Source organism: Gimesia benthica (genome assembly GCF_009720525.1).
GTDB lineage: Bacteria > Planctomycetota > Planctomycetia > Planctomycetales > Planctomycetaceae > Gimesia > Gimesia benthica.
Map to the genome: position 1 here is coordinate 7,434,443 of NZ_CP043930.1, position 20,487 is coordinate 7,454,929.

Genomic DNA, 20,487 nt, shown 5'->3' on the forward strand with positions numbered 1-20,487 from the left:
CCCCCATGTTACCGCAGTTGTTTCAAGATGAGATTTTCACCGGTCTCATGGAGCAGAAGAGAGCTGAATCAGGGTAAATACTGATATGGAAATGGTTTAAAATTTGTCCGAGTTTCTCGGTGCTGTTTAGTCCTCAGTCCTTTACTCAACAGATATAATGAGGCATCCGCCTCACCAACTTTGCGATTTTTAATAAATGGAGTGAATGCAAATGCTGTTCAACTGGAAATCAGGTCTGCTGTTCTGCCTGTTACTGATATCACTGTCTACCGTGTCCGCTGCTGAAGTTCCCACCGCCGCGATCTCTTCTGAGGCGGGTATCGTGATTCGACTGAAACGGCCGCAGGCAACATTACAGAAAATGAATCAGCTTACGAGTCAGGTCGACGAAGCCATCAGCGGTCTACTGGCTGCCAACGTGCGAACCGTCGTTGGACGTTCGCTCTCAAATCCGACCTGGGAAGGCGTCGACCCGGCACGGACGATCAGTGTTGGCGTCTTTCTGCATGCCGAACAGGATCCGGGCTTGCTCTTCATTGTGCCTGTGAAAGACGCCGCTGCCTGTAAAGCCGCCCTGGGCGAGAAATATCACTCAGCTCTCGAAGAGAAATGGCTGATTTACAGCGAAGACAAGCAACTCGTCGAGCAGGCACAGGCCAGTCTCAAACAGTCGGATCAGTCGTTCGAATCTCAACTCAGCCCGGCCGCGAAAGGGCTGTTCGATTCCGGTGATCTCTCGGTCTATCTCAATCTGCAGAAGATGGTCCAGATCTATCAGGCTCAACTGAAACGCGCCGAGGGCCAGGTCGATCGCAGACTGACAGAACTCGCCAAAACCATGAACGCGGCTCCCGGCGTCAATGCAAAACCGATTCTCGGTCTCTACTCGACGCTGGCGAAAGGTTCTCTGCAGGCCGTCAAAGATTCGCACGCTTATACCACCGCCTTTCAGTTTTCGGAGCAGGGGGTCGGCCTGGAAAGCCTGTTTGAAGTCAAACCCGATTCCGAAACCGATCAACTGTTTCAGTCCAATCCGCCTCAGCCGTTAAATCAGCTGGGACATTTTCCCGCACATCAACTGGCTTACATCGCCGGTGCCGGCAATGCGGATGCGTTGATTACCTGGGGCATGAACATGACCGCCCAGATGTTTGATGAAACACAGCAGAACGCCGAAGCCAAAGAGAAGTTCACGGAGATCGTCAAAGAAATCCGCAGCCTCAAGTTCGGCAGTTACTACTTTTCCTTCGAACTGGGCAAACTCGCAGATGGCGTGATGCATGCCTACACGGTTTCCGAGGTCACCCCTTCTGACAAGCTGCGGACTCTCACGCATCAGATGATGCAGATCATGCAGAATATCTCTCTGCCCGGCATCAAGCAGGAAATCACTTTTAAGCCCGATGCAGAACAGGCAGGCGGCATTCCCGTTGACCTGACTGTCATCAAGCAGGAACTCGATCCGGCGTCCGATCCGCTGCAGATCCAGAAGCGGATGCTCGAAATTCTCTACGGCCCGTCCGGGATCACTAACCGGATGGCGTATCCGGAAGGTAAGGTCCTGCAGGTCATGGGGGGATCAGCCTCGATGCAGAAATTCATGGAAGCCCTCAACGCGCCAGATAAATCCTCCCTGACCGCGCAAAACCAGCCCGCCTTTCAAAAAGCCCGTGCCCAAGGCGCGGAGAAAGCGAATCTGGTAGCCCTCGTCGATGTCTCAGGCACCGTGATGCGGATTCTGAATATCTTTGCCGAGAGCCGTCAGCAGACAGGTCCCTTTGCCGAAAAACAGATCCGCGAACTGGGCATCCAGGACTCCTATCTGACCTTCAGCCTGACTACCGGAAAACAGTCACTCAGCACGAAAACCTATATTCCAGTTGAGAATCTGCAGAACGGGTTCAAAGTTTATTCGCTGATTTCCCGCCAGAAATAAGACTGGCACTCTCTTTTGTGGAAAAATACTGAAAAAATGTCGCCCTGCTTTTGAGTGTGGCCCTCTGTTCGTAAGCTATTATGAAAAAATAGGTTACAGGCGACCTGGTGGGCCGGCGCAGATCCGGGATGTTCCGTTTCACTGGAGAATCCGTAAAACTACTCTTGAAAGAATCGACATTTTTCCGAAAACTGTCAAAAATGAGCGAACCTTTGTCAGGGCATTGTTGTCTTACTGGCAGAGGGATACTCCTGTTACTCATCATAACAGGTCTATCCGCTGAATTACCTGTGAACGGCTTGTGTCCGTTTTTTTCTTATGAGGCACGAGCCTCTCTTTTTATAGTCTCTTTCTCTGCGGTTTAACGCAGGAGGTGCACTGATGATTTTCTCTAAACAGAATCGTCGTTTCGTCGTCAAAGCAATTAGCAACAGCGTGTTTGTCAAAGCAGCAGCTGTCGTGAAAGCGATTGATGTCGTCCGTGCCGCCCTCCGTACAGATGCGTTACGCCCTCTAAGTGGAGAACGATTGTCGGAATCCGGTGGTATGCCGGGGTCCTCCCCGATGGGTTGGCATAGTTGTTGTCAACATCAACCCACAATGCATCTGCTCTATCAAAGATATATGCAGATAACGGGAACCCCCCTGACCACCGTGACCGGAACTGCTTCGTAAGCAGATTCCTATTCCCTGCTTTTTAGCAGAAAATCGTTTACTCAAAGTGGTTGGTTAAAACGCGACAGCCTTTTAGCTGACCCTGCCACATTCACTGGCAAACGTAGCACGTTGGGCCCCTGGTGACCTGTGAAAGCGCCCCGCTTTTTCTCTGGTCTCGCGGCTGATTCAAACGCTGTTCCGTTTCTGGTTTGCATGTGCTTAACGAACCACTTTGAACTTCAATGAATTCAGAGTCCTGATTCAGGGACAGAGAAGAGATACTACAATGGAAGATCAGAACTTAATCGAGTTAGTTACGGCTGCTCAGAATGGAGATCGGGACGCCTTCGGTTCACTTGTTGTTCAATTTGAATCTACGGTCTTCGCGATCGTAATGAAGCGTCTGCGTAACCACGCTGAAGCCAGTGAAGTCACTCAGGATGTCTTCATCCAGGCCATGCGGAAACTGTCACAGCTGAATGCACCGGAGCGATTCGGTGGCTGGTTGCGGCAGATCGCCGTCCGGATGTCGATCAATCGAGCCGTTCGTCGGCCTAACGAATGCATTCAGAGCCCGGATACCTTCATCGTCCTGGACGATGAACCGGAAAACCCGCTGGACAAACTGCTGGAAAGCGAGCGGGCTACTGAACTGCGTGGCGGACTGGAATCGCTGGGTGAAGTCGACCGTCAGACCCTGATCTCATTCTACTTCAAGGGCCAGTCCCTGAAGGAAATGAGTGACGAGTTCGATCGGCCCATCGGGACGATTAAGCGTCGACTGCACACCGCACGTAATCGTCTGCGGGAAGCACTGTTGGACGTCCAGTCCGTATGAGTGACGTTCATGAAAGGAATCGAACCACGCCTGTGGAGGCCCGCCTCTGCAGGCGTTTTTTTGCGCGACTCTTGACTTAAGGGAGTTCCAGGCCCGCGCGTCTCAACAGGGACGTGAGCTCCATCAATGGAATTCCGGTAATCGCCGAGTGGTCGGTTGATTCGATCGATTCAAACAGGGCAATGCCCCGGCTTTCAATCTTGTACGCTCCGGCACAGTTCCAGGGTTCGTCATATTCGACATACCGCCGCAGCACTGCTTCATCCAGAGCACGCATTGTGAGCCGCGTGTGATTGCAGTGAACTTCCTCAAACGCCGGACCCAGTACCGCGATCGCGGTGATCAGTTCATGACTGGTCCCCTGCAGTCGCAGTAATTGCTGAACCGCCCGTTCGTTGGAACCCGGTTTCCCCAGCACATCTCCTTCGAAGGAAACCAGTTGATCACCGCCGATAATCAGGGCCGTCGGGAAACGCTGCTGCACCTGGAACGCTTTCTCCAGCGCCAGCCGTTTGGCCAGTTCTGCGGAAGGCAGTCCAGCCTGCTTCAGAATGTCTTCATCGACCTGCGGATCCTCTTGTGCAAACGGAATTCCCAGACGCCGTAACTGTTCCGCGCGATAAGTTGAAGTACTGGCCAGAATGAGTTGCATAGTACGCATTTCTTGGATTAGGGGATTTCTTGTTCTCTGGTAGACCGTTTAGTTAGGACGCTGCGCATATACCTGTCGAGGGGAGAGACACTGATGAGGACGATCCCATTCCGCAATCGCTGCCAACTCACCGGCGGGGCTGACGATCGCGACTTCAGTGATTTCGTCCGTCTCAGGCAGCCTTTCCGGAGGGCCGGTCAGTTTCTGTCCCAGGCTGATGGCTCTCAGTTCTCGTGCATCGCACCGGTAATGCGGTAGATGGGGGACGGCTTTGATTGGCGGTTGCAGATGGGCAGTGATCGCTTCCAGAGTCGGCGGTTCTTCGAGGCTCAATGCTGATTCCAGTTTGAATTCCCCAATCCGCGAACGTACCAGTGAGGTCATCGTGGCGCCCACACCAAGGTCTTCTCCCAGGTCGCGTCCGATCGAACGAATGTAAGTTCCCGAACCGCAGACAATCCGCAGCTGAAAACGGGGGAACTCAAATTTCACGATTTCCAGTTCATAGACTTCGACCGTGCGAGGCTCGATTTCAACGGTCTTACCCTGGCGGGCCAGATCGTATGCCCGTCTGCCATTAACGTGCACTGCTGAAAACTTCGGCGGAGTCTGTTCGATGGAACCACGATAGGTGGGTAGCAAGCGTTCCAACTGTTCCCATTCGATCACCGGACAGTCCGGCGTCTCCACGACTTCGCCCGTAATATCATCAGTGTCGCTCCGTTTGCCCAGAACGAATTCGCCGATGTATTCCTTGGGCTGATCCTGCACAAAGCGGATCAACCGTGTCGAGGGGCCGACGCACAGTACCAGCACTCCCGTTGCCAGGGGATCGAGTGTCCCTGCATGACCGACTCTGGCCGGGCGGACCAGCTTTTGAAACTGGTTGACGACCTGGCGGGAAGTGATGTCCTGGGGTTTGTTAACGCTCAACAATCCTGAGAGTTGCAGGTCTGCTTTAGAAGGAGAACCGCTCATCGGGGAATGTCTCCCTGTTCTGATACATTCCGGAATCAGACACGCGACTCTGTCAGGAAACAGAGACCCGCACTTTCTGCTGATGATAATTCAGAGCCGCACCGACGAACCCGGCAAACAGCGGATGCGGGCTGACCGGCTTGGACTTGAATTCCGGATGGAACTGAACGGCGAGAAACCAGGGATGATCTGGAATTTCGACGATTTCAACCAGGTTCCCGTTGGGGCTGGTGCCGGTCGGAATCATCCCACCTTCGACCATCTTCGTACGGAACTCAGGATTGAACTCGTACCGGTGACGGTGCCGCTCGCTGATGGAGTCTGCCCCGTAGCAGGTGTGTGCCTTGGTCTCTTTGGTAATGATGCAGTCCTGGGCTCCCAGTCGCATCGTGCCCCCTTTTTCGGTGATCTCTTTCTGTTCTTCGAGCAGACAGATCACCGGGGCGCTCGTTTCACTATCGAATTCCGTGCTGTGGGCATCGGGCAGTCCCAGTACATTCCGGGCGAATTCGATAACCGCACACTGCATACCCAGACAGATTCCGAAGTAGGGAATCTTGTTTTCGCGGGCAAATTTTACGGATGCGATTTTTCCTTCGATGCCACGTTTCCCGAATCCACCGGGAACCAGAATCCCGTCAACGTTGGAGAGCAGTTTCTCGGCGCCCTGGCGTTCGACTTCTTCCGCTTCGATCCGCTTCAGCAGAATCCGGGTGTTGTGATGGAAGCCGGCGTGGAACAGTGATTCGTAAATCGACTTGTAGGCATCTTTGTGATCGATGTATTTTCCGACCACGGCGATGGTCACTTCGTGTTCCGGGTTTTTGATCCGGTTCAACAGTGTCCGCCAGTTGGCCAGGTCCAGAGGTTCGGCGTCGATCTGCAGTTTGCGGATGATGAGCTTATCCAGCCCGTCATCGGCCAGACCCTGGGGCACTTCGTAAATCGAATATTCGGTATCGACCTCTTCGATGACCGCCCCTTTTTCGACGTTACAGAACAGCGCGATCTTGTCCGCGTGATCCTTGTCCATGGGACGTTCCGTACGTACGATGAGGACGTCGGGCTGAATCCCGATCTGCCGCAGCAGGCCCACACTGTGCTGGGTCGGTTTGGTCTTCATTTCTCCCGCCGCCTTGATGTAAGGCAGGAGCGTCAGGTGGATAAACAGGCAGTTTTCTTTGCCGATATCCAGCGGAATCTGACGGATGGCTTCGAGGAAGGGCAGCCCTTCAATGTCGCCCACGGTCCCCCCGAGTTCGGTGATGACCACATCGACATCGGAGCTGGCCAGATTATAAACCGATTCTTTGATCTCATCGGTGATATGCGGAATGACCTGCACGGTCGCTCCCAGGTATTCACCCCGGCGTTCTTTTTCAATCACGCGCTGGTAAATCTGCCCGGTAGTGTAGTTGGATTTGCGGGAGAGCGGGCTGTTGGTGAACCGCTCATAGTGACCCAGGTCGAGGTCGGTCTCTGAACCGTCGTCGAGTACGTAAACTTCACCATGTTCGTAAGGGTTCATGGTGCCGGGATCGATGTTGATGTACGGATCGAGCTTTTGCATCCGGACCCGCAGGCCGCGCTGTTCGAGCAGCAGACCGATGGAGGCCGAGGTCAGACCTTTCCCTAAAGAACTGACGACGCCGCCGGTGACAAAAATGTGTTTTGTGGTGTGTTTGGTCATTTCGCTGTCTGTTGTTTGAGCTGTCATTAATCTTTGCTGCATGATATGGAAAGCAATGCGAAATTGCACGCTTTAATCAGATGAAAAGCGAGCAGGACTGCCGGATCTCAGTCGCCACTCATGAATATTCTAACACGTCAGGCTTGCAGGGAAATGCCTGAAACCGATCCGGGGGTAGATCGTTAACTGTTGATCAATAAGCGACTTACTGCAATCTAATTCGTTCCCTGCTGATAGCGGCTGACGAACCGGGCATAATCGTCCGGGGTATCAATGCCAACGGTGGGATGAGCGACGGTGCCGACCTGAATCTTTGCACCCGTTTCCAGGGCCCTGAGCTGTTCCAGTTTCTCCAGCTGTTCCAGTGGAGTCGGAGAGACTTTGGTGAGCTCAAGTAAAAACGGTCGACGGTAGGCATACAGACCCAGGTGCAATAACCAGGGGCTCTGTTCGGGTAGCAGTGTTTCGGGAGCGACATCACGCGTGAAGGGAATCGGCAGGCGACTGAAGTACAGCGCCGAACCGTCCTGTCTGCAGACGACTTTGGTACACGAAGAATCCTGTAACTGTTCCAGGCTGCGGATGGGAGTCGCCAGCGTCGCCATTTCGGCTTCCGGGGAGGATTCCAGCAGGTCGATCAGCTGATCGATGAATTCAGGCGCGATTTCGGGTTCGTCTCCCTGGATATTCACCAGGATATCCGCATCCAGGAGTTCTTTTTCCGCAACTTCGGCAATCCGGTCGGTGCCGCTGGGATGCTCTCCCGTCAGAAACGCCTTGCCACCAAAGCCATGTACGGCTTCTAGAATCTCCAGACTGTCGGTCGCCACGATCAGGCGATCCAGCCGCTCGGAGCGGGCTGCTGCCTCCCAGGTATGCTGAATCAGCGTCTGTCCGGTTTCACTTAATAACAGTTTTCCGGGGAGTCGCGATGACTCGAGTCGGGCGGGAATCACGCCGCACACTGGCACGTGCACACCTCCTGTGTCTGAGAGAACGGCTGGCTGAAAAAATCCTTAATTGGCCCAATGTATCAAGCCTGTCTGACTCTGCAAGTGGGAGCCGGGGAAATTCGCGCCATTCCACCAAGGAAACTGATCGTGAGCAAAATCAGGCTGGGCTTGGATCAGAATTGAAGTTCTGATATGGTTCCTCGCGAACAGATCTCGTTCCCCCCATACGCCAAAACAGGATACTCAGATGGAGCATGGATTTTTAGGCTATCGCTCAACATTCATGTTGGATTTTGTGGTCTCGGCACTGTTGCTGATTGTGCCACTTCTCTTATTCAGCCTTTACGCTGTTAAAATCAAACATAACTTTGCGCTGCACAAAAAGCTGCAGATTCTGCTCGGGGCCGTGCTGCTGGTGGCTGTGGCCGCCTTCGAAGTGGACGTCCAGATCATGCACGGCGGCTGGCAGAATATTGTGAAACAGCGCGAAGTCCCCCTGACACCCGAACAGTTCGACTATGTCCGGAATGTCCTCTACGTGCACCTGCTGTTCGCTGTCAGCACACCCTTCTTCTGGGCGACAACACTGATTCTGGCTCTGAAACGCATTCCCAATCCGCCCGTACCCTGTGCGCACAGCAGCGTGCACAAAAAGCTGGGCTGGATTTCTACGATCGATATCACGCTGACGTCGTTGACCGGGTTGTACTGGTACTACGTCGCGCTGGTTGCCGGGGGGTAAGGGCAGGCAGGTCGCTTACGATTTTTTACGTGCGCGTGACAGAGGCCCTTTAGCGGGTTTGCTATCATCTCCGTCGTCCGAGCCTTTTGCCAATACGCGGGCGATCGCATCCAGGAAGACGTCCATCGCGAAAGGCTTCCGCAGATAGTCGTCAACTCCGAGCATCTCGGCATACGCTTTGTGCCGGCCACCTTCATTGGCGGTGATCATGATCACCTTGGGGGGAGAAGGCAGCGACTTGAGAGTTTCCAGTACGGGGAAACCTCCCATTTTAGGCATCATCATATCGGTGATGACGAGATCGGGATTCTCGGTCTGGGCGAGCTTCTGCCCTTCCAGTCCATTGGGGGCCACGATGATGTTATAGCCCGCAGATTTAATCACACCACTCAACGTGCTGGAAATCTCGCGGTCATCCTCGATCAGTAAAATTTTGTAATCAGTTGACATGGTCGTTTTCATTCCCTGGAGAAACGATGCGTTTCCCGCAACTCCTGTTTTTCAAAGTGACTCAGCGCCACGTACTCAGACACTCCGGTCTGAGATATATGGTAGAGCTCGAACTCGGGATTCTCAAGGCAGTTGCAAAAAACTGTTCTGATTCTTCATCTTTCATTCGTGAGCTGTGTCGTATTATACCAGTTAGACGATCGAAATTTCACGCTTTTTTTGTGCGTTTGATAAAGGATGCCACCAGTTCCTCACTTTTAATCCCCGGTGCCGATTCCACTCCGCTGGCGGTATCCACACCAAAGGGCTGCACCGCGGCGATCGCTTCCGCGACATTCTCGGGAGTCAGTCCCCCCGCCAGAATCAGGGGAGGCCACTCAGCAAACTGATAATATTCCTCAATCACCGCCCAGGGAGCCACTTTGCCGGTCCCCCAAAGGCATCTGGTGAATAAGCGTCGATCAACAGGTAATCCGGGCGTTTGCCACAGCGATCGCAGTCAGACAGATAGGCGGCGATTGATTCGAGATTCGCTTCCCGCACACGAAATGCTCGGATCAAAGGCAGGTTTGGTAGTCGCTCCGCCAGTTCCGCCAGGAATTCCGGCGTTTCATCACCGTGCAGTTGCAGCAGATCGAGTGAAACGTCCTGGCAGGTTGCTTCGATATCTTCCAGGCTATGATTCACGAACAATCCCACCAGCACGACATCATTCTTCGAGACGGCCGCAGCGATTTCCCCGGCGGTTTCAACAGAGATGCACCGTGGCGAAGGGGCGTAAAAATTCAAACCGAGTGCAGAGGCACCGAGGTCCGCCACCATGCGGGCGGTTTCGGCATCACGAATGCCACAGATTTTCGTCCACATATGTGTCGATCTTATTGGGACTGGAGGTTTTCAAAAGCAATGCAACCGCGGCAGGTTTTCCTCCGCGGTAAGGTGTCTGCATTATAGACGTCAGGTAACTCAGGGAGTACCGCTGATCGGCAGAAACTGAATACAGACCGGCTTGGGAACGTCGATTTCATGTCCTGTTGGCTCCAGCACCCCCGTTTTCTGATTGATCTTGAATACGACGACGTTATTCGAATCCTGGTTCGCGGCCAGCAGGAATTTCCCACTCGGGTCGATATTAAAATTCCGCGGAATCGCACCGCCGGTCGGCTGATAACCGAGGGACGTCAGTTCGCCCGTTTTCTGGTCGATTCCATACATGGCAATCGTGTTCGGGCCCCGGTTGGAACCATACAGGAATTTTCCAGAGGGATGCACCAGAACCTGCGCTGTCGAATTCCCTTTCCGTTTCGTTCCTTCTGGAACGGTGGAGATGTTCTGCAGAATCTCAAAGACACCCGTCTTTTGATTGTATTTCATGGCGGTCACGGTCAGGTTCAGCTCGTTAATCACATAACCCCATTTCCCGCTCGGATGAAAGGCAAAGTGCCGGGGACCGGCTCCCGGAGCCATTTTGATTCCCGGTATCGCGTTCGGAGTCAGGCTGCCGTCGGCTGCAGAGAAATCGTAGACGCGCAGTTCGTCAATGCCCAGATCGGCGACAACTGCATGACGGTTCTTGGGATCCAGATTAATCGAATGCGCGTGCGGTGCTTTCTGACGGGCCGGATTCACACTGGAACCGGTATGCTGCACAAAAGCGGAACTGGGTCCGAGGGCACCATCTTTCTGGATCGGCAGCGTGCAGATATTGCCGCCAGAATAGTTGGCCACGAGCACGAACTTGCCAGTCGCATCCACCACCAGGTGACAGGGAGAGCCACCCCGGGAAGAATGCTGGTTGAGAAACGTCAGCTTGCCACTGTCTGAAGCAATCGAATACGCACTGACGGCACCCGCTTTCTGGCCTTCAAAATCACTGATTTCATTAACGGCATACAGATATTTCTGATTGGGAGAAATCGCCAGAAACGAGGGATTCACGCTGTTTTCCGTGACATCCACGTGCGTCAGTTTGCCCGTCTTGCCGTCCAGCAGCAACTGGTAGATCCCTTTGCTGTCGCTGCCGCGGGTATAGGTGCCCACATAAACCCGATATTGCTCAGCCCCGGATGCGGTTTGGGTGAGGAGCGTGGAGCAGACGGCTCCGGAAAAGAGAGCGAAGCACAGGAAATATTGGGTCGGCGCGAGCATGGGCAATCCTATCTGAAATATCAGGAGAACAGGGCAGGGGACGGGCAATCCATCCCTCACCTGGCTTTGCAGTTATTTGACTCGAATCAATGGCGGAACGCAAGCCTCTGTTTCGGCGGGGATCTGAAATACCGGGGGCGTCAATCCTGTGATTCGCGAACCGAAATGATTATACTTTGAAGCATGTTGAAACGGATTACACTACATAACTTTATGAGCCATGCGTTTACCGAGATTGAGCTGTCGCCCGGACTCACCGTGCTGACGGGGCCCAATAACTGCGGTAAGTCGGCGTTCGTCTCGGCCCTGCAGGTACTGGCGGAAAATACCTCGGGCGATTACATGGTCAGGCACGGCGCCAAAGAGTGCCGCGTGATCGTGGAAACCGACGACGGCCACGTCATCGAATGGAAACGCAAAAAGAAGGTCGTCAGTTATACGATTGACGGGCAGGATTTCCATCGCCTCAGAAACAATGTCCCCGATATCCTCCCGGAAGTATTAAGACTGGCGAAAGTCAAGTCGGGGGACAGCGATGAATTCGATGTCCATTTCGGCGAGCAGAAATCGCCCATCTTTCTGCTGGGCGATCGGGGCAGTCGGGCCGCCCGCTTCTTTGCCTCCTCCTCGGATGCCTCCGTGCTGATCGAGATGCAGAAGCGGCACCGCAGCAAAGTCAAAGTTGCTCAGCAGGACTATCAGCGACAACAGACCGAGCAGAAACAGAACGAGGCCACACTGAAACTGCTGGAGCCCGTTCCCGATCTGGAATCCGAACTCGAGACACTCGAAACACAATATCAGGCACTCCAGGCCGATACGCAGCAGATTCAGCAGCTGGAAACGCTGATTTCGGAACTGACAAAGGCGGAAGCACGTGTCGCCCTCTGTTCCCGCCGGGTGACCTGTCTTCAGGAATTACCCGGACCGCTGGAGCAGGAACCGGAACGCCCCCTCGCAGCACTGGTTCAACGCTGGCAGACGATTCAACTCGGGCTGCAGCGCTCACAGACGACTGTCTCCGCTCTGCAGACATTAAGCGATCCCCCTGCGCTACAAAATGAATCGGCACTCTCTGCTCTGATCAGGGATTTTCAACTGCAGGATCGCATCTGCCAGCATTCACAGGCGACACAGAATTGCCTGGAACCGCTGGATGAACCTCCTCAGCTGACCGATCCGGAAAGTCTGGAGAAGCTGATCGCGAGACTGACAGCCGCGGAAGCCCGCACGCAACGGGATCGAAAAGAAGCCGAAATCCTCGCAGAATGCGTTTCCCCCCCGCAACTGGTCGATGGTGCGAAGCTCGCGCAGTTCTGCCAGCAGTGGACCGCCGCGGAGACGCAGTTTCTGGAACGGAAACAGATTCACGCTGGTGTCGAAGCCGAATACGAACAGGCCCGCGTCGAACTGCTACACTTGGTGGAAGAGAATCCCACCTGCCCCACGTGTGGCGGAGAGCTGGAGCCGGATCGCTTCATTCAGTCAGCCGAAACCGGATTGAAGGGGCACACACATGACGCCTGAAGAATATCAAGGTGTGCTCCTGATCGGCGATCCCCACGTGGAAGGGCGGGTTCCCGGCTTTCGCAGGGATGACTATCCCCGCGTCGTGCTGGAGAAAATCAAGTGGTGTCTGCAGACGGCGCAGGAACAAAGCTTACTCCCCGTGATCCTGGGTGACCTGTTTCATGTGCCCCGCGACAATCAGAACTGGCTGTTGTGTGAACTGCTGACTTTATTCGAAACACCCGTGTATGGCATCTACGGCAATCATGACTGCCGTGAAAACCAGTTGAACGAACATGACACGCTCAGCATTCTGATCCAGGCGGGCCGCTATCGTCTGCTCTCAACCGAAAATCCCTGGCGAGGCACCATGGCAGGTCGCCCGGTCATCGTGGGAGGCACTTCCTGGGGGCACAAACTACCCAAGGCGGACGCATTTGAGCACGAAACCGATTCACCGCTGATCGTCTGGGTGACCCACCACGACCTGCTCGTCCCCGGCTACGAAGAACAGGGGCACCTGCGTCCCTATGAAATTACAGGCGTGGATTACGTTGTTAACGGCCACATTCATCGTCGGCTTGATGACGTGCAGAAAGGGCAGACGACCTGGGTGACCCCGGGAAATATTATCCGGCGTTCGCGCAGCGATGCGACTCGGGCGCATATTCCTTCTGTCTTGAAACTCGAAGCGACCGCAGACGGCTGGCGACGTTCGCAGGTGGAAATTCCCCACGCCGCCTTTGATGAAGTCTTTCACCCGGAAATGGAAGACGAAACCGAGGAAGGCGTGCCGTCCGCTTTTATTTCGGGTCTGGCCGAATTACAGTCTCGGAGAACGGATACGGGAGCAGGGCTGAAACTGTTCCTGGAAAAAAATCTGCCCCAGTTTGAAACAACCGTGGCAGCAGAAATACAGAAATTAGCAGATGAGGTTTCCCGCGATGACGAATGACCAGCCAGGAGCAGTTCCCGATATCGAAGCTTTGACGGAACAGTTTCAGAAACTGAATAAACGCAAAATTGAATCCGAACGCGACCTGGTGAATGCCGAGCAGAATCTGAACGAGCTCAAGCAACAGGCGCAGGAAGAGTATGGCACCGATCAACTGGAAGAGCTGAAAGCAAAGCTGCAGCAGATCAAGGATGAGAATGCCCGCAAACGGGCCGAGTATCATCAGAGTCTCGCGAAGATCGAAACCGAACTCTCCAAAATTGAAACCGCACATCAGTCAGCAGACGCTTCCTGAACCGGCCAAATGGAAAGTGAGCCATGCAGAGCGACATGACTTCTCAATCTGATTCTGAGACCGAGCCCGGGGAACTGCGGTCTCCCTTGAGCCTGCAGCGCCGCTGCTGGGAACTTTCCGCGGTGCGCAAACAGAAAGAGAAAGACCAGGCCCAGCTCAAACAGCTTTTGCAGGAAACGGAACAGTACCTGGGGATCTCCGAGCAGGTCACCGAAGCTTTGGAGACCTTAAGCGGTCAGCTGTTCGAGCAGGAACTGCAGATGATTCAGGAGAAACTGACGATCGCCCTCCAGGAAGTTCTGGAACAGCCACTCAAGCTCAAGGCGGTCGCTGAATGGAAACGCAATGCCGCCACGGTCGAATTTCAGATCGAACGGGAAGGCAATACGGAAGACATCATGCGGGGGCAGGGGGGTTCGGTGGCCAACATCCTCTCGGTCGGCCTGCGGATGTTCGCGCTCATGACGCTGGATGAAACAGAACACCGGCGGGTACTCGTTCTGGACGAACAGGATTGCTGGCTCCGTCCCGATCTGGTACCACGGTTAGTGAAAATTATTCATGAGGCGGGGCAGGCACTCGGCTTCCAGATTATCATGATCAGTCACCACGATCCGGTAATGTTTGAACGTTATGCTGACACCATTTTCCAGTTCACTCCCTCTCCCGAAGGGGTAAAGGTAGAACGCGTGGAAACGGATCGACACCAATATGATTCAACCTGAACCGAAATCGAGACACCATTGAAGGACCAGACCCACTGATGACATCGCCAACATATAAGACTGCTCCTGTCCCTTCTCCGAAAATGCCGAACGGGATTCCCTACATTGTCGGTAACGAAGCAGCAGAACGCTTCAGTTATTACGGCATGCGAGGCATCCTCGTGATCTTCATGACGCAGTATCTGCTCAATGCAGAGGGGATGAAAGATTACATGAGCGATGAGCAGGCGACGAAATACTTTCATCTGTTTGTCGCCGCCGTTTACTTTTTTCCACTGTTGGGGTCTATTATCTCCGATGTATTCTGGGGCAAATATCGGACGATTCTGACATTGTCGATCGTTTACTGTTTCGGCCACCTGGCGCTGGCCATTGATGAAACGCGGTCGGGGTTGCTGGTCGGTCTGACTTTGATTGCCATCGGCGCCGGGGGGATCAAGCCCTGTGTCTCCGCGCATGTGGGCGATCAGTTCGGAAAGCAAAATCAGCATCTGCTCAGCCGGGTCTTTGGCTGGTTTTATCTGTCGATTAACATGGGGGCCTTTGTCGCTTCCTTATTGATTCCGGTGATCCTCAAGAGCTATGGACCACATTACGCATTTGGACTGCCGGGAATCTTGATGCTGATCGCCACCATTCTGTTCTGGCTGGGACGCAATGAATTTGTGCACATTCCCGCTTCAGGCTGGGAGAAATTCCGCTCGGAAACATTTGGCAAGGAAGGCCTGCAGGCGCTGCTGAATCTGTCGGTACTCTATTATGTGTTTCTCCCCGTCTTCTGGTCGCTCTTCGATCAGACGGGCTCCTCCTGGGTACTCCAGGGAACAAAGATGAAGCACATGATCGGCAGCTATGAACTGGGAGCGGCCGAAATTCAGGCACTCAATCCCCTGTTTATTTTACTGCTGGTGCCGACGTTTACGTATGTGATTTACCCACTGATCGACAAAGTCTTTCCGCTGACACCCCTGCGAAAAATCTCTATCGGTTTCTTTCTGGCGGCCGCCTCGTTTGCGATCAGCGCCCTGCTTGAATCATGGATCATCCGTGCGCCTGATAACCCTCCCCATATACTCTGGCAGGCGATCCCCTATCTGGTTTTGACCTCTGCAGAAGTCATGGTTTCGATTACCTGCCTTGAATTTTCCTATACTCAGGCTCCCAAATCGATGAAGTCATTCATCATGTCACTCTTCTTTCTTTCCATGACGGTGGGGAATCTGCTGACTGCGGGTGTGAATGAAGTCATTATGGTTGATGAAGAGAGCTCATACCTGGAAGGCGCCAGATACTTCTGGTTCTTTTCCGGACTGATGCTGGTGGCCGCGGTACTGTTTGTGTTCGTTGCGCAGCGCTATAAAGGGAAAACGTATATTCAGGATGACGCCGTAGATCAGGCGCAGGCTGAGGAAGAGGGGATTCATTGATCTCTGTGCGAAACTTCAGCAGATCGCTTTTCTTTATGGTTCATTCTGCATATGATTTGCATATGTAATTGGCAGGGCGAATTGAAATCGCTATTAAAACACTTAGTTTCATATATTTCGGGAAGGAATGAAAATGCGAATTAATAATTTATTGGCTGTCGTCTGCTGCAGCGGGGCGCTCGCCCTGTTTACCGGTTGTGCCGGACAGGATGAAACCCGCACATTCGATGAAAAAGACTCCCAGGCTTCCGCGGAAGCAGAACATGACCATGGACACGATCACGAACACGCCCATGGCCCCAACGGCGGTCATCTGCTGGAAGTGGGGGAAGAACAGTACCACGTGGAAGTTGTCTTTGACGGCGATAAACGCACGCTGACCGCGTTCATTCTCGGTCCTGATGCCAAAGCTGCTGTTCCAATCGCTGCAGAGTCCATCGACTTTGATATGGAAGTTGGCGACAAAGAACACGAAATTCCGCTGGCTGCCAAACCTCTGGAAGGGGAAAAGGACGGCAAGTCCTCCCGTTTCGTAGCCGAAGGCAAAGCCATTCCGGAATCGATCAAAAAAGAATCCGATCTGAATGGGCACTTCCACCTGGATATCGGCGAAAATCATTTTCATGTTGACCTGAAGCACGACGGTCACGGCCATGAGCATGGCGATCATGATCACGATCATGCACATGAAAAAGAGCCGAAGAAAGAGGAAGCCAAAACAGAAGAACCCAAAAAGACTGAAGACAAACCTGCTGACAAAGAATAGTCGCAGTCTTTGAATCGAACAAAAAAACGCCCCTGGAAATTAATCCCCGGGCGTTTTTTTGTTTTCGGTATCGTCTGTCGGCTGTTAGAACCAGAAGTAACGACGGGCGGTTTCCACCACATCACCGAACAGCACATAGAACAGGCTGCGTTCGCCGCAGTCGATCTTGGCGCTCACTTCAGCACCAATTCGCAGCATCGGCAGTGCTTCTTCATCGAATGTTGCATAGGTTTCCACAATCGACCCTACCTCTTCGGCGTGATTGGCCCGTGTTGAGATTTCGGTGACTTCCCCTTCGTAGGTCAGTTCGTTGGACGTTGCCAGAATGAATTCGACCGGCAACTCGATGTCACCCTTCTTCTCAGCAGCTCTGAGGATGTGCCCCATTCGCTTTTCTTCTACGTCCAGTTCCAGCTGCCAGGGACCGTTGGGATCCATGATCTCCATCAGCAGTTCACCCCGCTGCACCGGACGGTTAATCAGCAACTGTTCAACCTGGAATGTGGTGACGACGCCATCGATGGGAGCCCGCACATTCAGTTTGTCGAGTCGCTCGTTCAGAATCTGCAGATGACGTTCGGTACCTGCGATCTGGGTGCGTGTTTCATTCAGTTTCCCGCGGAGATTGATGATATCTTCCACCGGGCGTTTATTGTTGGAATCCGATTGAAGCTGGGCATTCACTGCCAGCATCGACAGGCGGAGTTCGTTCAGTTTATTCTCCGCATCTACAGCCTGGGCTTTCAGGTCTTCGTTGCGGATTTCCACCAGCAGATCACCTTTTTTCACCTGCTGTCCACTCTCTACATGAATCTTGACGACTTCGCCTTCCCAGTTGGTAAAGACTTCCCGCTGAATGGTCGGCATCAGTCGACCGTCACAGTTGACGCGATAATCATAGGGAACCATCGCCAGTGTCACGCCGGCAGCGACGAGCAGTGCGATCACGACCAGGGTTTTGACGAGCGTTTTACCACGCAGCGAAGCAAAGATGCGCCCGACCATCCGCCAGAGCGGCATCAGGAAAATGCTTTCGTAGTTGCGGGAATTGGCAATCCCGCTGGCGATGTGCCCCGACAACAGATCGGCGCGGCTTTCCAGATGAGGTCGCGGCTGGCTGTCGGTGATCTGTTCGACGATCAGACCGCCAATCAGTTTGCGGGGTTTATCGCTGGTACGCCCCAGGGCTTCGTCATCACTTTTGACAATTTTTTCCGGTTCGAAAAGCGGCACAATCATGATCATGCGGGTTCCGCTTTCCTGCAGGTAATCGGCCAGAGGTTCTTCAATCTGCGGGGGAATGGCATCGACCGACCCTGAGTAGATGAAGTTCTCACGCATCGCCAGAACTTTGTTGGAGAGCTTGGAGAGCAGTCGGACCGTATTGGCCCGCTTGTTGACTTTGTCCTGCCCGTTGATTGCTTCGATGACTGTTTTTTTGCCGTACTGCATCGCCAGGCTGACGCGGTCGGCATTCAGGAGCTGACGACCATCATTCACGACGGTCGCCGCGACTTCAGACAAATCCAGGCTGCGGTGCAGCTGCTGAACGAACTGGTCGACTTCTTCCCAGACTTCGAGGGATGCATCCGACTGATTGGCTTTGTCGCGCTCTGTCAGATAATGTGAGGCATAGCCCGACATCTGCTCGACAAACTGCAGGTAACCTGAGTGAGCCTGTTTGGGAGCATTCGATCGCTGGAAGATTTCGATGACACCGACCGGCTTTTTGCGAATCGTCAGCGCCGCCACCACGATCAGGTTATCGGTGGGCAGGTGGACATCGCTCTCACCATCGGCAGTAAAGATGCGTGCTTCAGCCGTGGAAATGACATCGGAGAGCAGTCGCTGGTTTTTCAGAATCGCCTCTGGTTCTTCGTAGAAACCGGTGTCTGCCAGATTGACTTCACTTTTGATGGTCAACCGACCGCTTTCATCGATTAACCAGGCAGCACCTGCCGTTGCTCCCAGTCCGGCTACCACGCGTCTGAGAAATTCACGGAAGAATGTCTCGGGGGCGACGTTGGAATGAGCAAACTCTTCGATTTCCCGCGCAATACGAATGACACGTTCACGGGTCTGAGTGGGCGATTGAGTGCTGGTCATAGAGTTAACTTACCTGTTTGATCGATCGATGGATTTCCGTTTTCCATTTCTGAAACGAGACTCTTTCAGAAATTATACGGTATGTTTGACGTAAACTATGGTTTTTTGCTGGTTCCACACGCGATTTTCACTGTGTGGACAATCTTACATACCCTGATTTTATTCGGGGGGAAGGGCGAATGCAAAAAGACAATTTGTCGTAAATCTCTTTTTTTTCGCATGTTGCGGAAAAGAAACGGACAAAGTGAGTAATCGCTCCAGTGGCCCGGAGCCGTAAAAACATACCCTGTTATAAGAGACGGTCAAATATTTGAAGTATAACATGCGTAGAATCAGAACAGGCCATAATTGGAAAATAGAACATGACTTACGGTCAGGCATTGACAGGCAGGGAGCCTGGGAATCGTCTCAAAAATCGAAAACAGGATAAACTGGGTAATCTGTTCCGGTTGTGATGACCTGCTGCGGGAGTTCAACATGTCGTTATGTTCTGAACTAGCCCGTAAAAAACGTTTGTTCCACTTCAGAAATTGCTTGTGAGTAGTGTGAACCGGGCGTTAGATATGAGGCACTGAAGTGTCTATATTTATATATGTCAGACTCTCCAGTCTCGATCAGCGTTGAAATGCAGGCTTTTTGCTTCGGGAACCTTAAGATTCAGTTTTAGGATCAGGATATGAATTTCAAAATGAAACACGTGTTGTACACAATGCTGCTGACCGCAGGATGCAGTCTCGGATATGCAGGAACGCCCCTGCTGGCCGAAAAGAAAGCCACCGAAAAGAAACCGACTGCAAACCCCGAAGCCGCCATCTCCGTTGGTGAGTGCCGAATTAAACTGATCGACCGCGTCATCCTCGGTAGCGATCGTCCCGGCGTGCTCGAGTTTGTCGAACCCAACGAAGGCGAACGGGTCAAAAAAGGGCAGGTGATCGCTGGCTTAAAAAGCGATGCCCTCAAGGCGGCCCGCCGGACAGCAGAGAAGAAGGCCACCAACGATATTGAAATTCGCTACTCTAAGAAAGCCCGGGATACCGCCTACGTCGAACTGGAAATGAACAAGGACATCAATAGACGGGTTCCCAACACGATTTCCGTACTCGATATCAAACGCCTGACCCTGAACGCAGAAAAAAGCGATCTGCAGATCGAACAGGCAGAGCTGGAATTTGATATGAATAAGCTGCAACTCGATGAAATCGACGCCCAACTGGAAGAAATGAAAGTTGTCGCTCCCTTTGACGGCATCGTCACCAAAAAATTCCGTTCGACCGGCGAAGTCGTCCGTCACGGCGATGAAGTTCTGGAACTGGTCAGCACTAACCGGGTCAAAGTGGAAGGTTATGTGAATATTCAGGATACATGGAAGTTTCATGTGGGAACCCCCGTCGAAGTCCAGCTGGACATTCATGGTGTCCGTCTGCCGGTTGAGAACGAAACCTTCAACGGCAAAATTACCTTTATCGATGTCGAAGTCGAACCCATCCACGGTAAATCAATTCGGGTCTGGGCCGAAGTCGAAAATCCGGAAAACATTCTCAAAGCAGGCTACATGGCCACGATGAAGATTCTGCCGGATAAATCAGAACCCAAAGTGGCGCAGGGAAGCCCGGCAAAAACAATTGAGGACTAAGCTGTTCTCGTAGACTGAAGAAGAAGC

The 20,487-nt window shown here is 53.1% G+C and carries 20 protein-coding genes; 11 read left to right on the forward strand and 9 right to left on the reverse strand.

What is annotated here, in order from left to right; genetic code table 11:
• Positions 1–211 precede the first annotated feature (211 nt).
• From F1728_RS29100 to F1728_RS29110, 3 genes are all read left to right on the forward strand, one after another.
• Positions 212–1,936: a hypothetical protein gene (locus tag F1728_RS29100; RefSeq protein WP_155366936.1), complete on the forward strand. Its 1,725-nt coding sequence runs from the start codon at positions 212–214 to the stop codon at positions 1,934–1,936.
• A gap of 381 nt (positions 1,937–2,317) precedes the next feature.
• On the forward strand, positions 2,318–2,611 hold the full coding sequence (locus F1728_RS29105) for a hypothetical protein (RefSeq protein ID WP_155366937.1): 294 nt from the start codon (positions 2,318–2,320) through the stop codon (positions 2,609–2,611).
• Positions 2,612–2,879: 268 nt separating this feature from the next.
• Positions 2,880–3,431, forward strand: a complete 552-nt coding sequence (locus F1728_RS29110; protein WP_145041608.1) for an RNA polymerase sigma factor — start codon at positions 2,880–2,882, stop codon at positions 3,429–3,431.
• Positions 3,432–3,507: 76 nt separating this feature from the next.
• Here the strand turns inward: F1728_RS29110 and F1728_RS29115 are convergent, their stop codons facing one another.
• From F1728_RS29115 to kdsB, 4 genes are all read right to left on the reverse strand, one after another.
• Positions 3,508–4,083: a Maf family protein gene (locus tag F1728_RS29115; RefSeq protein WP_155366938.1), complete on the reverse strand. Its 576-nt coding sequence runs from the start codon at positions 4,081–4,083 to the stop codon at positions 3,508–3,510.
• Positions 4,084–4,131: 48 nt separating this feature from the next.
• Positions 4,132–5,061 carry a tRNA pseudouridine(55) synthase TruB gene (truB, locus tag F1728_RS29120; RefSeq protein WP_155366939.1) on the reverse strand — a complete coding sequence of 310 codons (930 nt, stop codon included), beginning with the start codon at positions 5,059–5,061 and terminating at the stop codon, positions 4,132–4,134.
• 52 nt (positions 5,062–5,113) lie between these two features.
• Positions 5,114–6,778, reverse strand: coding sequence for a CTP synthase (locus F1728_RS29125; RefSeq protein ID WP_315853508.1), 1,665 nt, complete (start codon positions 6,776–6,778; stop codon positions 5,114–5,116).
• 188 nt (positions 6,779–6,966) lie between these two features.
• A complete protein-coding gene (gene kdsB / locus F1728_RS29130) occupies positions 6,967–7,722 on the reverse strand; it encodes a 3-deoxy-manno-octulosonate cytidylyltransferase (RefSeq protein WP_155366940.1) in 756 nt (251 codons plus the stop codon).
• Positions 7,723–7,951: 229 nt separating this feature from the next.
• Between kdsB and F1728_RS29135 the strand changes: the two genes are divergently transcribed.
• Positions 7,952–8,446: a DUF420 domain-containing protein gene (locus F1728_RS29135; protein ID WP_155366941.1), complete on the forward strand. Its 495-nt coding sequence runs from the start codon at positions 7,952–7,954 to the stop codon at positions 8,444–8,446.
• Between the two features lie 15 nt (positions 8,447–8,461).
• Here the strand turns inward: F1728_RS29135 and F1728_RS29140 are convergent, their stop codons facing one another.
• The 4 genes from F1728_RS29140 to F1728_RS29155 all read right to left on the reverse strand — a co-directional run bounded on the left by F1728_RS29140 (position 8,462) and on the right by F1728_RS29155 (position 11,044).
• Complete coding sequence (locus tag F1728_RS29140; RefSeq protein ID WP_145186334.1) at positions 8,462–8,896, reverse strand: response regulator transcription factor; 435 nt, start codon at positions 8,894–8,896, stop codon at positions 8,462–8,464.
• Positions 8,897–9,104: 208 nt separating this feature from the next.
• Positions 9,105–9,317, reverse strand: coding sequence for a phosphoribosylanthranilate isomerase (gene trpF, locus F1728_RS32375; protein ID WP_261344488.1), 213 nt, complete (start codon positions 9,315–9,317; stop codon positions 9,105–9,107).
• On the reverse strand, positions 9,299–9,763 hold the full coding sequence (locus F1728_RS29150; protein WP_155366943.1) for a phosphoribosylanthranilate isomerase: 465 nt from the start codon (positions 9,761–9,763) through the stop codon (positions 9,299–9,301). Before F1728_RS29150 ends, trpF begins: the two co-directional genes overlap by 19 nt.
• Positions 9,764–9,862: 99 nt before the next feature.
• A complete protein-coding gene (locus F1728_RS29155) occupies positions 9,863–11,044 on the reverse strand; it encodes a lactonase family protein (RefSeq protein WP_155366944.1) in 1,182 nt (393 codons plus the stop codon).
• 183 nt (positions 11,045–11,227) lie between these two features.
• On the opposite strand from F1728_RS29155, the gene F1728_RS29160 reads away from it, so the two are divergent.
• The 6 genes from F1728_RS29160 (at position 11,228) to F1728_RS29185 (ending at position 16,721) form a co-directional block, all read left to right on the forward strand.
• Entirely contained in the window at positions 11,228–12,571 is a 1,344-nt protein-coding gene (locus tag F1728_RS29160) for an ATP-binding protein (RefSeq protein ID WP_155366945.1), read from the forward strand.
• Entirely contained in the window at positions 12,561–13,508 is a 948-nt protein-coding gene (locus F1728_RS29165; protein ID WP_155366946.1) for a metallophosphoesterase, read from the forward strand. The genes F1728_RS29160 and F1728_RS29165 overlap by 11 nt, the downstream gene beginning before the upstream one ends.
• Positions 13,498–13,803, forward strand: coding sequence for a hypothetical protein (locus tag F1728_RS29170; RefSeq protein WP_155366947.1), 306 nt, complete (start codon positions 13,498–13,500; stop codon positions 13,801–13,803). Before F1728_RS29165 ends, F1728_RS29170 begins: the two co-directional genes overlap by 11 nt.
• A gap of 35 nt (positions 13,804–13,838) precedes the next feature.
• Positions 13,839–14,528 (forward strand): P-loop NTPase family protein, encoded by a 690-nt coding sequence (locus F1728_RS29175; RefSeq protein WP_228030398.1) that lies wholly within the window; start codon positions 13,839–13,841, stop codon positions 14,526–14,528.
• Between the two features lie 38 nt (positions 14,529–14,566).
• The gene (locus F1728_RS29180) at positions 14,567–15,955 is read left to right on the forward strand and encodes a POT family MFS transporter (RefSeq protein ID WP_155366949.1); all 1,389 of its coding nucleotides are present in this window, start codon (positions 14,567–14,569) and stop codon (positions 15,953–15,955) included.
• A 133-nt stretch (positions 15,956–16,088) separates the two neighbouring features.
• Positions 16,089–16,721 carry a hypothetical protein gene (locus F1728_RS29185; RefSeq protein ID WP_155366950.1) on the forward strand — a complete coding sequence of 211 codons (633 nt, stop codon included), beginning with the start codon at positions 16,089–16,091 and terminating at the stop codon, positions 16,719–16,721.
• An 84-nt stretch (positions 16,722–16,805) separates the two neighbouring features.
• On the opposite strand, the gene F1728_RS29190 is transcribed toward F1728_RS29185, so the two are convergent.
• Positions 16,806–18,827, reverse strand: a complete 2,022-nt coding sequence (locus F1728_RS29190; protein WP_155366951.1) for an efflux RND transporter periplasmic adaptor subunit — start codon at positions 18,825–18,827, stop codon at positions 16,806–16,808.
• A 688-nt stretch (positions 18,828–19,515) separates the two neighbouring features.
• Here F1728_RS29190 and F1728_RS29195 point away from each other — a divergent pair.
• On the forward strand, positions 19,516–20,460 hold the full coding sequence (locus F1728_RS29195) for an efflux RND transporter periplasmic adaptor subunit (protein WP_194242586.1): 945 nt from the start codon (positions 19,516–19,518) through the stop codon (positions 20,458–20,460).
• Positions 20,461–20,487 lie beyond the last annotated feature (27 nt).

Coding starts and splice junctions, on each gene's coding strand:
- F1728_RS29100 (WP_155366936.1), top strand. CDS start 212: ATGCTGTTCAACTGGAAATCAGGTCTGCTGTTCTGCCTGTTACTGATA.
- F1728_RS29105 (WP_155366937.1), top strand. CDS start 2,318: ATGATTTTCTCTAAACAGAATCGTCGTTTCGTCGTCAAAGCAATTAGC.
- F1728_RS29110 (WP_145041608.1), top strand. CDS start 2,880: ATGGAAGATCAGAACTTAATCGAGTTAGTTACGGCTGCTCAGAATGGA.
- F1728_RS29115 (WP_155366938.1), bottom strand. CDS start 4,083: ATGCAACTCATTCTGGCCAGTACTTCAACTTATCGCGCGGAACAGTTA.
- truB (WP_155366939.1), bottom strand. CDS start 5,061: ATGAGCGGTTCTCCTTCTAAAGCAGACCTGCAACTCTCAGGATTGTTG.
- F1728_RS29125 (WP_315853508.1), bottom strand. CDS start 6,778: ATGACAGCTCAAACAACAGACAGCGAAATGACCAAACACACCACAAAA.
- F1728_RS29135 (WP_155366941.1), top strand. CDS start 7,952: ATGGAGCATGGATTTTTAGGCTATCGCTCAACATTCATGTTGGATTTT.
- F1728_RS29140 (WP_145186334.1), bottom strand. CDS start 8,896: ATGTCAACTGATTACAAAATTTTACTGATCGAGGATGACCGCGAGATT.
- F1728_RS29150 (WP_155366943.1), bottom strand. CDS start 9,763: ATGTGGACGAAAATCTGTGGCATTCGTGATGCCGAAACCGCCCGCATG.
- F1728_RS29155 (WP_155366944.1), bottom strand. CDS start 11,044: ATGCTCGCGCCGACCCAATATTTCCTGTGCTTCGCTCTCTTTTCCGGA.
- F1728_RS29160 (WP_155366945.1), top strand. CDS start 11,228: ATGTTGAAACGGATTACACTACATAACTTTATGAGCCATGCGTTTACC.
- F1728_RS29165 (WP_155366946.1), top strand. CDS start 12,561: ATGACGCCTGAAGAATATCAAGGTGTGCTCCTGATCGGCGATCCCCAC.
- F1728_RS29170 (WP_155366947.1), top strand. CDS start 13,498: ATGACGAATGACCAGCCAGGAGCAGTTCCCGATATCGAAGCTTTGACG.
- F1728_RS29175 (WP_228030398.1), top strand. CDS start 13,839: ATGACTTCTCAATCTGATTCTGAGACCGAGCCCGGGGAACTGCGGTCT.
- F1728_RS29180 (WP_155366949.1), top strand. CDS start 14,567: ATGACATCGCCAACATATAAGACTGCTCCTGTCCCTTCTCCGAAAATG.
- F1728_RS29185 (WP_155366950.1), top strand. CDS start 16,089: ATGCGAATTAATAATTTATTGGCTGTCGTCTGCTGCAGCGGGGCGCTC.
- F1728_RS29190 (WP_155366951.1), bottom strand. CDS start 18,827: ATGACCAGCACTCAATCGCCCACTCAGACCCGTGAACGTGTCATTCGT.
- F1728_RS29195 (WP_194242586.1), top strand. CDS start 19,516: ATGAAACACGTGTTGTACACAATGCTGCTGACCGCAGGATGCAGTCTC.